Raw genomic sequence first — 13,061 nt, forward strand, 5'->3', positions numbered from 1 at the left:
TTTCGGTAAAACGTGACTTCTTCATAGATCGCTCCTGATGCATTGATCATAAAACTCTCTACTTAAAACCCCAATCATTTTTTGGGGGGATTACAATGCCATGTGACTTCAAGCCTTCAGGATGAAGGCTTCTAAACGACAAGGAGAGAAGTATGTCGATATTATTTTTTCATTTCGATGGCACGGACAATAGCCCAAAAGACGCCTACTCATCAGAACAAAGCATAAGCAGCATCACCAACGTATTAAAGTCTCACTTACTGCTAGGCGGCCACATAAAGCACCACACAACACACAAACGAGACACCACACTGATACATTCATGCCATCGAAGCTTTTACTACCCTGGTATCGGCACTTATGGACATTGGATAGAACAAAAATTGAACGCCGTCTTCGCTATTGAATCTGGTCACATTGCTCACATTTTAAACCGAGCCTTAAATGACTTTAAACAACACTATCAGCAATCCACTCAACAGATAGTGTTAATAGGCTTTAGTCGAGGGGCCGCGTTAGCAAGGCGTTTTGCGGCATTGATCAGCCCGCTCATTGATCGACCAATAATCATCGAAGCAGTCATCGATACCGTGGCCTCCATCGGTTGGCCAAACCTGAACATGACACAACGCCCAAGGACCGAAGTGGTATTTGAACAGGGCAACACCTTACCTAGTGGCGTTCAACAAGCATTACACCTAGTCGCGTTGGATGAGCAACGTATCGCCTTTCGGCCAACCTTGATGAACCAAGATGGTCGTGTATTAGAAATTTGGTTAGCAGGAGTACATTCAGACATTGGTGGTGGCTATCGAAAAGATGGCATAGGCGATCTGGCTTTACGTATTTTAATCAACTGGGTCGAACAACAAACCCAGCAACCTTGTTACCAAGCCCCACGTCTAATGCCGATTCAAGCAGACATTTGGCAATCTTTACTAACAGTCAAACCCAACCATTTAAGCAAAATACATTACCAAGAGCGCTTAAGCATATGGCGCAACCTAACCCTCGCACCAAGACATTGTTGTGTTTTACAACACGACCAACCTAACCCAAAATTGTCACCCAAATGGCACCAGAGCGTCACACAACACATTCGCAGTAACCTTGGCTACTTCCCTCTCGCACAGTGCCCGATATCCGCCACAATTTGGTGATCAATTCCTGCTGCATTATATGTCTTTAAAGAGGAAGCCGGTTTTTATATATGCAGCCTTAGTCCCCTCCCCTTATGTCTTTGAAGGGGAGGGTTAGGGAGGGGTTCCGATCTTTCAATGGGACAATCTTTGAACCTTCAGCTTGCTAATCTAATACTTTTCTAGCATTCCATACTAAATCGTCTCTTCAAAGGGGAAGTTGGCTTGTATATGTGCAGTCTTAGTCCCCTCCCCTTATGTCTTTGAAGGGGAGGGTTAGGGAGGGGTTCCGCTCTTTCAATAGGACAACCTTAGAACCTTCAGCTTGCTGATCTAATGCTCTTCTAGCATTCCACACTAAATCGCCAATACCATCCGTTGGTTTAAAGTCAGTTGGAGCGTTGATCAAGATTTCACGCACTTTTTCATGATCAAAGTTATGACACGCTTTATCCAATTGCGCTATGGTGGCTTCAAAATCCGTCAGTGATAAAAACTGCTCATTGGCGGCCATAATGCGCTTATGCTCTGTCGCATGCACATTGTCACCGATAAGCAATTCTTCAAACAGTTTTTCACCAGGGCGCAAACCAGTAAACTGAATTTCAATGTCGCCATGCGGATTTTCATCTGATTTAACTTCCAGACCAGACAAACGAATAAGGTTCTTGGCGAGATCGACTATTTTAACAGGCTCTCCCATATCCAACACAAACACGTCCCCCCCTTTGCCCATGGCACCAGCCTGGATCACCAGCTGAGCTGCTTCAGGAATGGTCATAAAATATCGAATAATATCGGGGTGAGTAACAGTGATAGGCTGATTATCCGAAATCTGTTTTTTAAAGACAGGAATAACCGAGCCAGAAGAGCCAAGCACATTACCAAAACGCACCATACAGAAACGCGTAAATTTTTCTTGTTTCTCGGCCTTTTTCGCTTCAGCCTCTGCTAATGCTTGTAGCCCCAGCTCAGCCATACGCTTTGTTGCCCCCATGACATTCGTTGGCCGTACTGCTTTATCCGTAGAGATTAAGACAAACGATTCTACACCACTTTCAATCGCAGCTTTAGCAGCATAATAAGTTCCAAAAGCATTATTACGAACTCCTTCTACAACATTGTATTCCACCAAAGGCACATGCTTGTATGCGGCGGCATGATAAACCGTATGCACACCGAAGGCTTTCATGGTTGATGCTAATCGATTAATTCGTTGAACCGAGCCAATCAAAGGCACAATGTCGACGTTATAAGACTGCTGTTCTAGGATTTCATTAAGCTCTTTATCAATTTGATAAACTGCATATTCAGAGACATCAAATAGAATTAACCGACGAGGCTGTTGTACTAAAATCTGACGGCACAATTCAGAACCAATAGACCCACCCGCCCCCGTCACCATCACTACTTTACCGGAGATGTTAGCCTGCATTAACGAAGCCACAGGCTCAACCACATCACGGCCGAGCAAATCATCGACAGCCACGTCCTGCAATTCACTCACTTTCGCCTTACCTGTCACTATGTCATTAAAGTCTGGCACAGTAAGCACTTCCACAGGGTAAGGCATAAGCAACTCAATCACTTGCTTACGTTCAGCTCGGGTCGCTTTAGGAATCGCTAGCAACACTTTCTCAATCGAGTATTTCTCAATTAATGCCTCAATCTTATCGACATTATAAACAGGAATACCTTGAATAATGGTATTGGCTAAAGAATGATCTCGATCGATGAACCCCTTCACTCGATAACTCGATGCCTGACGCAAGGCCAAAGTTAGCTGCCGACCAGTAGAACCGGCCCCAAACACCAACACAAATTCAGAGCCTTTTTGCGGCGGTTGCGTCAAGAGACCACGAATCAAAACACGAGAACCGCCACACAACATCACCAAAAATGGAAAATAAATAATAGGCACGGTACGTGGAATATCAGCTTCAAAAAAATACGCAAGAGATGTAATACTAAATGCAGACACCGCCGCACCCAGCAAAATCGCACTAAAAGCATGAAAGGTTAGATAACGCAGGATGGCTCGATATAAGCCAAGCTTCACATTCACAAACAAGGTAACGGCTATGGTGCCTGCTAAAACCAACCAAACGGAATGCCCCTGAAAGGCACTGAATTCACCTAGACGAGCCCAGTAAGCAAAAACAAACGCAAGGTAAACAAAAACAGAATCGACAGCCAAACTGATAAGGCGTTTATAAAAACGCGGCAAAGACCAAAGAAAATCCAATTTTTTTACCATTCAATACACCCTGTATGCATAAACTCAAATCGAATCCCCTCACGTTTTAGGAGAAGATGAACTGTTTTTATTCCCTCCCTTCATGTCTTCCAAGAGGCAGACGAATCATTTTTATCCCCCCCCTCATGTCTTTCAAGGGGCAGACGAACTGTTTTTATCCCCTCCCCTTATGTCTTCCAAGGGGCAGATGAACTGTTTTTATCCCCTCCCCTTATGTCTTTCAAGGGGAGGGCTAGGGAGGGGTTCCGCTCTTATTCCCCCTACAAAGATGGAGGCTGGATTCCGCTCTTGCTCTATCCCTCCCTAATACACCCAAGGAGAAAACGACTGTTTTTATCTCCTCCCCTTATCTCTTTCAAGGGGAGGGCTAGGGAGGGGTCATGACTTTAACTAAAAGCATTCTACGCTAATTTCGCAATAAATGCGCAAAAACTAGCCCTTAACCCGATCACCAGACCCACTACCCGTTACCGTCTTAATGATATAGACCAAATAATTTTTCAAAGACATATCGCGAATCATCTTCGCATCTGTTTCCGCCAACAACTCAGGCGTCGACATATCAATATCTGAAATCTGTGCCAATCCTGTAATACCAGGTCGCACGGCAAACACACCTTTAGCATCACGCGCTTGCGTCAACTCTGTTTGATTAAACAACCCAGGGCGCGGGCCAACCAAGCTCATCTCGCCTTTTAATACATTCCAAAGCTGCGGCAATTCATCCAGCTTAGTACGACGTAAAAAGCCACCTAGCTTAGTAATGGAAGCCGTAGATGCCAAATGGCTGGCCACCGATGCCGTATCCAGAGACATAGTACGAAATTTCACTAGAATAAACGGCTTTTGATTTCGCCCTACACGTTCCTGACGAAAAAGTGGTGACCCCGTATCAGATAAACCAACAAGGTAAATAACCAACAACACCGGAGAGCCACATACCAAGCCCAATAGAGAAAACACTAAATCCAATAACCTAATCATTCACTTCATCCAGTTTTTAATTTTTTTTCGTCGCAGCCAAGGCAAAACCATGCTCAACAGAATAAGGTGGAGCCCAGTCTAGCGTATTTTTCGTATGCTCAATATCCAGTTGTAAAGATCCAACCAAACGATCCACCACAGCTTCTTTCCTGAACAACTTTCCTGCCAACTTAAAACACCACACAGGGACAGGAAGCGACAAATTTGCTTTACCTTGCGCTTTGGCCATCAAGGCGACCATACGAGACGTCGACATATCATCGTCATCTGACACTAAAAACACTTGGTTTGCCGCTTTGGGATGATCAATACAAACTTTAATCAAATCCACCAAGTTATAAACAGAAACCAAGCTACGTTTATTCTGATTAATCGCACGAAACGGCAAGGGAAAACCTTTACCAACAAGTTTCATTAAAGAGGCAAAATTGGCTTTTACACCTTCACCATAAACAAGCGGTGGTCGAATAATCACAATCTCCATGCCTGTTTCTTTGCCAAGCGCTAGAAGCTGCTCTTCAGCCTCAGACTTAGACTTACCAGCAGGGTCTTCTGGTGACCGCTGATTAAAAGCTGTAAGCGGGGCACCCCGTGAAGTAGACTCACCATTTACTTTAATAGAGCTCAAAAAAATAAAGCGTTTAACACCTTCCTTTGCTGCTTGTCGAGCTAAATGTAAAGTCACCTTCGTATTGACAGCACGAAAATCAGATAACGGGTCAGTAGATAACTCTCTCATGATATGCACGCGGGCTGCAGCATGAATAAACACATTCGCTCCTGACAATAAAGCAGAAACATCCGCCTGATCCAGATCTCCTAATGCAAGAAGTTTAGAGTTGCTCTCATCTGCTAGTTGACTCCGACATAACCCAAGCACTTCGAAACTTAGAAGGCTCTCAAGCTGTAAAAATAAGTGCGAGCCAATGAAGCCACTAGCCCCAGTTAATATAATTTTCATCACGTACTCTCTGATAGCTTCTGGAAGATTGCGAAAATATAACCATATTAAAGCTTAACTATATATTTAGTTAGTTAGACTCTAACAATACAGCAGCTAATTTTTTAGCAAGCATTCCATACTCATACTCTTCTAAAGCTACTTTCCGACCATTTTCTCCCATTTTTTGGCGTTGCTTTATCGGTAATTGATAGATTTTCAATATTGCGTCTGCCAAAGCTTTCGGATTACCGGATTCTATTTCAAATCCAACTTCAGCGTTTTTTATAGGGTTATAATCACCTGACTCTATGTAATACACAATCGGCTTTGCTGCATATAGATAATCAAAAAGCTTATTAGGAGAAACTCCAAATCTATACATTGGTTCTTTTTTTGCACCTATAGCCAAAACATCAAATTTTTCTAACATGCTTTGCACTTGCTGCTTTTTAACGAAGTCTAAAATCAATATATTATTAAGCTTTTTTCGTTCTACATAATCAACTAGATGCTGCTTATCTTTCCCACCACCAACAAATACAAAATTAATATCCTCAACCTCTTTTAAGAGCTCTGCAGCATCAATAAGTGTATGCAAATCATTAGCTAGACCAAAGGTTCCAGTATATCCAACAACAAAGCTATTTTTGGGTAGTTTTTCTAAAATATTTCCGTCTAAAAGGAGAGGGTTACTAACCTCATCTATAGAAAATCCATTAGAAATCCAAGTGAATTCATCTCGATTTAAACCATGTCTCATCATATGCTCTATAGAGTTTTTAAGATTAGATACCACATGGTCTGCATCACGATAGGCTTTATTTTCAACCCATTGCATTAGCCGAATAAAAGGATGCTTTGGAGAGTAACCTCCAACTTCTGTTAAGGTTAAAGGCCAGATATCTCGGACTTCAAAAACCAGCCTTGCAGAAAAAACTTTTGCCAGACGCTGGGCGCCTAAAAACGCAACAGGCGAAGGTGAAGAACACAAAATAGCATCAGGTTTATCCTCAATTAATTTAGCTAACTTCTGAATCCGCCAAGGAAATAAAAACCAATTTAATACACGTTGTTTGCTATGAGCCCCTTCGTAATCCGGCATTTTCACCCAAACAAAAGTAAACCCAGCCACCTCCTCAAAAGTAACATCACCACTTAAACTAGGCTGGCTATATAATAAATGATTTGAAGAAGAAGCTATCAAATAAACCTTGTGACCTTGCTTGGCTAACTCTCTAGCTAAATAGAAATTTCTTCCACCCATACCAGTCTCAGGAGTAGAAGCATACTGATTTACTATCCAAATTTTTTTCACTTAATATCTCGTATTTTTTTAGCGGGATTTCCTGCAAATACAGTATTATTAGGTATATCCTTAGTCACAACAGCACCAATACCAATTAAGGAATTCTTACCTATTTTTATTTTTTGTAAAATAGAGCAGTTCGGACCAATCCAACACCCCTCACCAACTATTACACCACCACTAAATTGCGCACACGCAGTAATAATTGTTTTTTCACCAATAATACAATTATGTGCAATATGAACTAAATTATCTGTTTTGACATCGCTATGTATTTCCGTATTAGACAGAGTGCCTCTTGCAATCGAGTTCAAAGAGCCTACTTCAACATTTTCCCCAATCACGACTCCACCAAGGTGTGGAAACCTTAAAGGCTCACCGTCACCCAACCTTTCAAAACCAAAACCGTCACCTCCAACAGAAGAAGAAGACCTTATACGTGAGTTCTTTCCAACCTGAGTACCGGAGTGAATTACTGTGTTATGCTCTATAATAACGCCCTCAGCAATTTTACATCCATCTTCTATTACAACATTTTTTCCGATTACTGCGGTTGGATGGATATCACTTGTAAAATCATAGGTTGAAAAACCAAAAATATCATTTAAAAAGGATAATATGCGTATAAAATCTAAACGTGGGTTATCACTTAATAAATAACCTGTACTGTTTAATTGCTTAAGTGAAGAGTCCTTTGGAACAACCAATATGGTATTAGGTTTAAAGCCACTTAGATCATTGGTAAAGCTTAATTCGCCAGAACTACAATCCGTAAAAGAAGACACTCCTCTTACCTCTAAATCAGCCCCCTTAAACTCCAAACCTACTCTTTGAGCAATTTCAGACAATAGTATATTTTTTGTTAATTGATAACCCATCGTATCACCTCAAAACTTTCCGCGTACTTAGCACCAATTTGAACACCGCGAGTTTTAGCTAAAGAAAAAATAAAAGAACGACTCATATAGTCTCTTTCAGCTTGAGATTCATAACACTGTAATGCATTGTATTTAGCATCAACATGTTTCTCTTCTAGCTTAACAAAGCAAGTTGTATCAAAAGAAAGATTATTCCATATCAATTCGTATCCTAATATAGAAGTATTTTTGAAGGCCCTTAGCCCCTCCTGTGCTATTGTAGTATGATCTTGGTGAATATCTTTAAGTGATGGCATTAAAACCAAATCGAATTCACTTTCACTTCTGATGTTTATAAGATTTTCTAGAATTTCCTGCCGTGCATAATTAAGGCGTCTAACTTGATAATTAAATATTATTAAGTTCTCAGGATCTATTCCGAGCTTTGCTGTTGCTGATTTGACTTCTGTTTTAAGGATATTCTTTGGTAAATGGTCAGGGACAGACTCTTCAGCAGTAGAGAACGCCACATATGTCACCTTTGCACCCTGACTTATTAGTTTTGAAATAAAACCTCCCGCACCAAGTTCACCATCATCAGTATGCGGTGCTAAAACTAAAACATTTTGATATTTCAAAGCCATATATTCACCACTATTAAAACTTAAATTCTAAAAAGCTAAATTATCGTTGAGTGATTTAACAATGTATCAATTATCATTTCACTCGCCTTACCATCACCATATAAATCAACATTGAAATCAGATATTATATTAGCCCTTTTATATTCAGAGACTATTCTATCAGCATCAGCACCTACCAGAACATTATAACCATAATCGACTAATTCAACCCACTCAGTCTCATTTCTTAAAGTAATACATTTCTTCCTAAAGAAGTATGCTTCTTTTTGAAGTCCACCACTATCAGTCATTACAAGTTCACAGTTCATAACAAACCAAACCATATTTAAATAACCGACAGGATCAATGAGAGTCAATTTCGATAGATCAAAATTATTAGCCTCTAAAACCTTTTTAGTTCTTGGGTGAATAGGGAGAACAACTTCAACATTTTCAGAAATTATATTAAGAGCAGTGATAATATTAGCCAGCCTATCAATATTATCCGTATTTTCAGCTCTATGAATAGTACATAAAATAAACTTACCTAATTTTAAATTATCTGGAGAACGAGAAAGATCAGCATAGAATTTTGCCCCATCTTGCATCACATCACCAGACAAAACCACAGAAGGGCTATATGACCACTTTTCAACACCTTCTAGAGCCAAATTATCCACGGCCTGTTTTGTAGGACAAAAAAGATATGTACTAATCCTATCAGTTAATATTCTATTTATCTCTTCAGGCATCTGCATATTGTGCGATCTTAAACCGGCTTCAATATGCACAATTTTAATATTTAACTTTGAGGCAGCAATCGCACCAGAAAGAGTCGAGTTTGTATCACCATATACAAGGACCCAATCAGGAGACTCTTTAATCAAAATGGATTCGATAGCCTCTATCATTTGGCCTGTCATTTGACCATGAGTCTTGCCACCCACACCTAAAAAGTAATCTGGTTTGGGTATATGCATCTCATCAAAAAATATGTCACTCATATTCTGATCATAATGCTGCCCAGTATGAACAATAATTTCTTTTATATCTATGCCTTGTTGCATTCTAGATATTATAACTCTGCTAATACTGCCAGCTTTTATAAACTGAGGACGTGCCCCAAGTATTGTAACGATTTTCATTTTATCAACCAACGTTAAAATATTATTTCAGCTTTCGAAACGGCTTCAGCTTTAAAAAATAGAGAACCCAAAAAAATATATACTTGGGAACACCTCTTAAGTTATTCCTCCAACTTACCCTACATGAAAAGCAATTTGGCCTATCACAAAGATGATATAAATTATTCTCTTTAATTTTTTTATATTCAATTCTGTATGCATCTAAACAACTAATTACTATTGAATATGCATTACCGATATATCCTACCTGAAGAGATTCACTATCTATATAATCAGAGTAAAACTTGTTAAATCCAGCACTACAGCCACCAAAGTCTCTCTTAATATATTTTAGTAACACGCCATCTTTTGAATAATATTGACCGAAAAAACCAGAAAACCAACTTTTACAAGTTAATCCTAAGTTTTCTTGTGCTAAATGAACAGTCGTAAAACCAGGACTACTGCCAACACAGCCAACAACTATCATTTTAGCATTCAAATCTAACAACTTATTCATCGGATAATAGGATTTAGAGTATGCATTATGACCTTCCAATATATATGGTGCCTTAGGGCCTATCGCCAGAAAAGAGTTAGTTGGATGCTCACTCCTCATACAGCAATCGTCTTTCATGAAAACTTTTGCTAAAGCTCCAGTATTCGCAGGTGTTTTAGAGTTAAAAGCTAGATCGTAACTTAGGTTTAGCCGAAAAGACATTCTTGAAAAACCAAGTGTCACCACTGTCCCAGTCTCTCCTACAGCCTCTTTCAAAGCATCAAGAATAATAGAAGGCCCACCCTTAACTCTACCCAACTTGTTTAAAGCAGCACGAATGAGAACCACGTCTCCATCTACAATTCCTAATTTATGAAATTGCTCTATTAAATTTTCTTTTTCATGCATAACTAATCCTGAGAACCATTTGTGACATATTTGATAGCAGAAACTATACTCTGAAATAGTTCTGTTAGACTATCACTTGATATAGGAGAGTCCCATCCATAATTCTTATAGGAATTAACCTCATACCCCCCCTCCTGGACTTCTGTAGGGTATGGTAGATAACCTATAATGTTTTCTGCGTAGCCTAATGGCACTATATTAAGCTCTTTGAAAGCTGATTTTATCTCAAAAAAGTATCTTGAATTAACTTCAGCAGGTATACTTATGAAAACAATGCCCCCAACATTGATTATTTTAACTTCTATATTCTTAATTGTTTTAAGGGTGGTAGATTTTAGATCAAATTGAAAAATATGGGAAAAGATAAATTCTGATGAGGTTATATTATTAAATGTTCTTCTCTTCTCAACAGTTTTAACTACACTATTATTAAAATAATCAAAAAAACGAAGTGTTGGCGAAATAAAAGAGTGACCGTTTACTAAAGCTTTTATAAAAACCAAAAAATTTGAGGGAGAATATCGAGAAATGACCGAATCTGGTCTAATATCACCAGAAAAACCTTGTGTAAAAATAACATTATCAAACAGATGAGATAAATCACGTCGCAATATCCCAGGGAAATCTGAAGATATTGCATTATTGTTATTAAAAACTGGATGACAGGAAAGGTTTATTAAAATACTATTTTCAGAAGATGAGACAAAATTAACAACCCTTACATAATGATCAAATTTTTTAGAATAATTCGGAGACATAATCATTCTTTTCTTCATAAAAAAAGACTTAATATCTCTAGAGAGTAAACGTCTATTCACTATTAGCCCACTGGGCAGCTGAGCTTCATAGAAAAATACACTTCCTTCCTCCAATTTAGAAAAGGCAATTGATACACACGCCTTGATCTTATCAGTTATTTCACCAATAAAACCAGCATCCTGTTCACCAAAGAAAGTTGAAGATGAATTAGGAGCTGAGTGAGTATGAGTAGCATTGAAAACAACTTCACTTGATGAGACCCCAAATTCTTCAAGTAGCCAGCGATATATAAAATCAAGATAACTACCGTCTAAATATAGAGTATCCACGGAAACAAGAATGAAATTATTACCCTTTACATCCTTTACCCATAGAACCCCAACTTCCAACTCAGACAAACCAAATTTTTCTGTAGAACTGTCTCTTTTTGCAAAACCAGCTAAACATGATGAAGTAAAGAGATCTGGATTGACATTTAATTTAGCAATGGAAACTTTATACACTATGTAACCTACTATACAAATCAAGTAACACTTTTGATTCGTTATCCCAATTTAAAGTCTTTCTCAACTCCTGGACATTAAACTTTAAAGTGTTCATCTTATTACTATTATTTAATAGATCTTTAACACATTCAACTAGCGAATCCACGTTACTATCCTCAAAACACAACCCAATCTCATATTTATTTACTAACTTAGACATTTCTTCCAAGTCAGCAACAATAACAGGCAAACTAGCGCTTATATATTCAAAAATCTTGTTGGGCAAGCAGAGGTCATGATTCTTACAAGTATTACGTATAGCATGTATACCAACATCGGCACTGATAGTATACTTTAGTAGTTCATCCTGACTTACTGGAGGTAAATAAAATATCGATTGCTTATTTTTTATCTCCTTTAACCTATCTTGCATTTTAGATACAAAAGGCCCATCCCCCATAAATATAAAGGCTACATCATTACGTTCACTTAACTTTAACGCAGCATCAAAAAGAACATTCACACCACGAGTTTCACTTATTAAACCTTGATATAAAAAAACCTTACGATCGTCAGAAATAGGTAACAAGCTTCGAAATAAATCATAATTACCTCTTTGCGTATAGGAAGGAATATTCCTGATTGTTACTACATCAGGCACCTTTAAATAACTCTGTAAATACTCGGAAATCCCATCAGAAACACTTATAACTGCATCACAGCGCCCCCCAAAACACCGTTCAAACACTTCCATCAAATAAATTAAAACTCTAGGATGTTTTTTATGATGAGACTCCGACCAGAGTTCATGCGAATCATAAACAAGTTTTGACATCGTAAATAAAGATATAAAAAACGCAATAGGGAGAGACGTCAAATCATGAGCATGAACAACACTATTCTTCTCACGTAAAGAATAAAAAAACATTCCAATATATGAACTAATAAACTGAATAATCTTTATTGAGCTAATACCAAAACGCTTTATCTTGACACCCTCCCTAATTTCAGATTTTGGTAAATCTCTCCCATTCATACATAAAACAGTAACATCAAATCCACTATTTGATAACGAATATGTTTCATTCCTAACTCGAGAATCTATACGGTAATCAGTCATTAGTATATGCAATACTTTTATATCCATTTATATCACCAACCCCTTCTAATATTTATAATTTTACATTCAAATTCAACATTAACTATAATAGCACTTAGTTTTCTATCCTTTGGAAACCAGCATAATATAAAACTGACTTTATCGCTATAGATTCATTCTACTATTCTTTATCAAATCCCTTTTCTATTAACAAACATTTTTTCTCCACAACTTAACTTCTAAAATCATATAAAAACCACTTAAAGGACCTCTGAAGCATCACTATGAATTATATTATTTAAAACTATCTATCAGAACAAATAACCACTCGCCTATCACAACCAAATTTTCTACAAAACAATACCTAACAAAACCGAGTAAATACTGATTTTTGGTGTTTCCAACTATAGACTTCAATTAAAACGCTTTCGCCAACACGGCGGCTGGAGGCATTACGAATGCGATCTAAAATAATTTTAGAAACGCCAGCATCTTAAATGGTTATATTTTTTGCACATTAATCTTATCGTTAGCAATAAATATACAATAAAACTTATTAGCAGCGATCAAAGCGTACT

Annotated in this window: 11 protein-coding genes; 1 reads left to right on the forward strand and 10 read right to left on the reverse strand. The window is 38.2% G+C overall.

Features of this window, described 5'->3' with window-relative positions; genetic code table 11:
* Positions 1-152 precede the first annotated feature (152 nt).
* On the forward strand, positions 153-1,160 hold the full coding sequence (locus DFP76_RS00005) for a phospholipase effector Tle1 domain-containing protein (RefSeq protein WP_113872639.1): 1,008 nt from the start codon (positions 153-155) through the stop codon (positions 1,158-1,160).
* Positions 1,161-1,380: 220 nt separating this feature from the next.
* On the opposite strand, the gene DFP76_RS00010 is transcribed toward DFP76_RS00005, so the two are convergent.
* The 10 genes from DFP76_RS00010 to DFP76_RS00055 all read right to left on the reverse strand — a co-directional run bounded on the left by DFP76_RS00010 (position 1,381) and on the right by DFP76_RS00055 (position 12,531).
* Positions 1,381-3,396, reverse strand: coding sequence for a polysaccharide biosynthesis protein (locus DFP76_RS00010; protein WP_113872640.1), 2,016 nt, complete (start codon positions 3,394-3,396; stop codon positions 1,381-1,383).
* A gap of 432 nt (positions 3,397-3,828) precedes the next feature.
* Entirely contained in the window at positions 3,829-4,380 is a 552-nt protein-coding gene (locus tag DFP76_RS00015; protein WP_113872641.1) for a sugar transferase, read from the reverse strand.
* 16 nt (positions 4,381-4,396) lie between these two features.
* On the reverse strand, positions 4,397-5,341 hold the full coding sequence (locus DFP76_RS00020; RefSeq protein ID WP_113872642.1) for a UDP-glucose 4-epimerase family protein: 945 nt from the start codon (positions 5,339-5,341) through the stop codon (positions 4,397-4,399).
* Between the two features lie 70 nt (positions 5,342-5,411).
* A complete protein-coding gene (locus DFP76_RS00025; protein ID WP_220150964.1) occupies positions 5,412-6,638 on the reverse strand; it encodes a glycosyltransferase family 4 protein in 1,227 nt (408 codons plus the stop codon).
* The gene (locus tag DFP76_RS00030) at positions 6,635-7,507 is read right to left on the reverse strand and encodes a UDP-3-O-(3-hydroxymyristoyl)glucosamine N-acyltransferase (protein WP_113872643.1); all 873 of its coding nucleotides are present in this window, start codon (positions 7,505-7,507) and stop codon (positions 6,635-6,637) included. The genes DFP76_RS00025 and DFP76_RS00030 overlap by 4 nt, the downstream gene beginning before the upstream one ends.
* The gene (locus tag DFP76_RS00035) at positions 7,492-8,130 is read right to left on the reverse strand and encodes a PIG-L deacetylase family protein (protein ID WP_113872644.1); all 639 of its coding nucleotides are present in this window, start codon (positions 8,128-8,130) and stop codon (positions 7,492-7,494) included. Before DFP76_RS00035 ends, DFP76_RS00030 begins: the two co-directional genes overlap by 16 nt.
* 35 nt (positions 8,131-8,165) lie before the next feature.
* On the reverse strand, positions 8,166-9,254 hold the full coding sequence (gene wecB / locus DFP76_RS00040; protein WP_113872645.1) for a non-hydrolyzing UDP-N-acetylglucosamine 2-epimerase: 1,089 nt from the start codon (positions 9,252-9,254) through the stop codon (positions 8,166-8,168).
* 22 nt (positions 9,255-9,276) lie between these two features.
* A complete protein-coding gene (locus DFP76_RS00045) occupies positions 9,277-10,140 on the reverse strand; it encodes an AAC(3) family N-acetyltransferase (RefSeq protein ID WP_113872646.1) in 864 nt (287 codons plus the stop codon).
* Positions 10,141-10,142: 2 nt separating this feature from the next.
* On the reverse strand, positions 10,143-11,402 hold the full coding sequence (locus DFP76_RS00050; RefSeq protein ID WP_113872647.1) for a hypothetical protein: 1,260 nt from the start codon (positions 11,400-11,402) through the stop codon (positions 10,143-10,145).
* On the reverse strand, positions 11,395-12,531 hold the full coding sequence (locus tag DFP76_RS00055) for a glycosyltransferase family 4 protein (protein ID WP_113872648.1): 1,137 nt from the start codon (positions 12,529-12,531) through the stop codon (positions 11,395-11,397). Before DFP76_RS00055 ends, DFP76_RS00050 begins: the two co-directional genes overlap by 8 nt.
* Positions 12,532-13,061: the final 530 nt, after the last annotated feature.

Origin of the sequence: Marinomonas aquiplantarum, from assembly GCF_003314975.1 — a bacterium.
Taxonomy (GTDB): domain Bacteria; phylum Pseudomonadota; class Gammaproteobacteria; order Pseudomonadales; family Marinomonadaceae; genus Marinomonas; species Marinomonas aquiplantarum.

Excerpts from the sequence above, each read along its gene's own strand:
- DFP76_RS00005 (WP_113872639.1), top strand. The coding sequence starts at position 153 with ATGTCGATATTATTTTTTCATTTCGATGGCACGGACAATAGCCCAAAA.
- DFP76_RS00010 (WP_113872640.1), bottom strand. The coding sequence starts at position 3,396 with ATGGTAAAAAAATTGGATTTTCTTTGGTCTTTGCCGCGTTTTTATAAA.
- DFP76_RS00015 (WP_113872641.1), bottom strand. The coding sequence starts at position 4,380 with ATGATTAGGTTATTGGATTTAGTGTTTTCTCTATTGGGCTTGGTATGT.
- DFP76_RS00020 (WP_113872642.1), bottom strand. The coding sequence starts at position 5,341 with ATGAAAATTATATTAACTGGGGCTAGTGGCTTCATTGGCTCGCACTTA.
- DFP76_RS00030 (WP_113872643.1), bottom strand. The coding sequence starts at position 7,507 with ATGGGTTATCAATTAACAAAAAATATACTATTGTCTGAAATTGCTCAA.
- DFP76_RS00035 (WP_113872644.1), bottom strand. The coding sequence starts at position 8,130 with ATGGCTTTGAAATATCAAAATGTTTTAGTTTTAGCACCGCATACTGAT.
- wecB (WP_113872645.1), bottom strand. The coding sequence starts at position 9,254 with ATGAAAATCGTTACAATACTTGGGGCACGTCCTCAGTTTATAAAAGCT.
- DFP76_RS00045 (WP_113872646.1), bottom strand. The coding sequence starts at position 10,140 with ATGCATGAAAAAGAAAATTTAATAGAGCAATTTCATAAATTAGGAATT.
- DFP76_RS00055 (WP_113872648.1), bottom strand. The coding sequence starts at position 12,531 with ATGGATATAAAAGTATTGCATATACTAATGACTGATTACCGTATAGAT.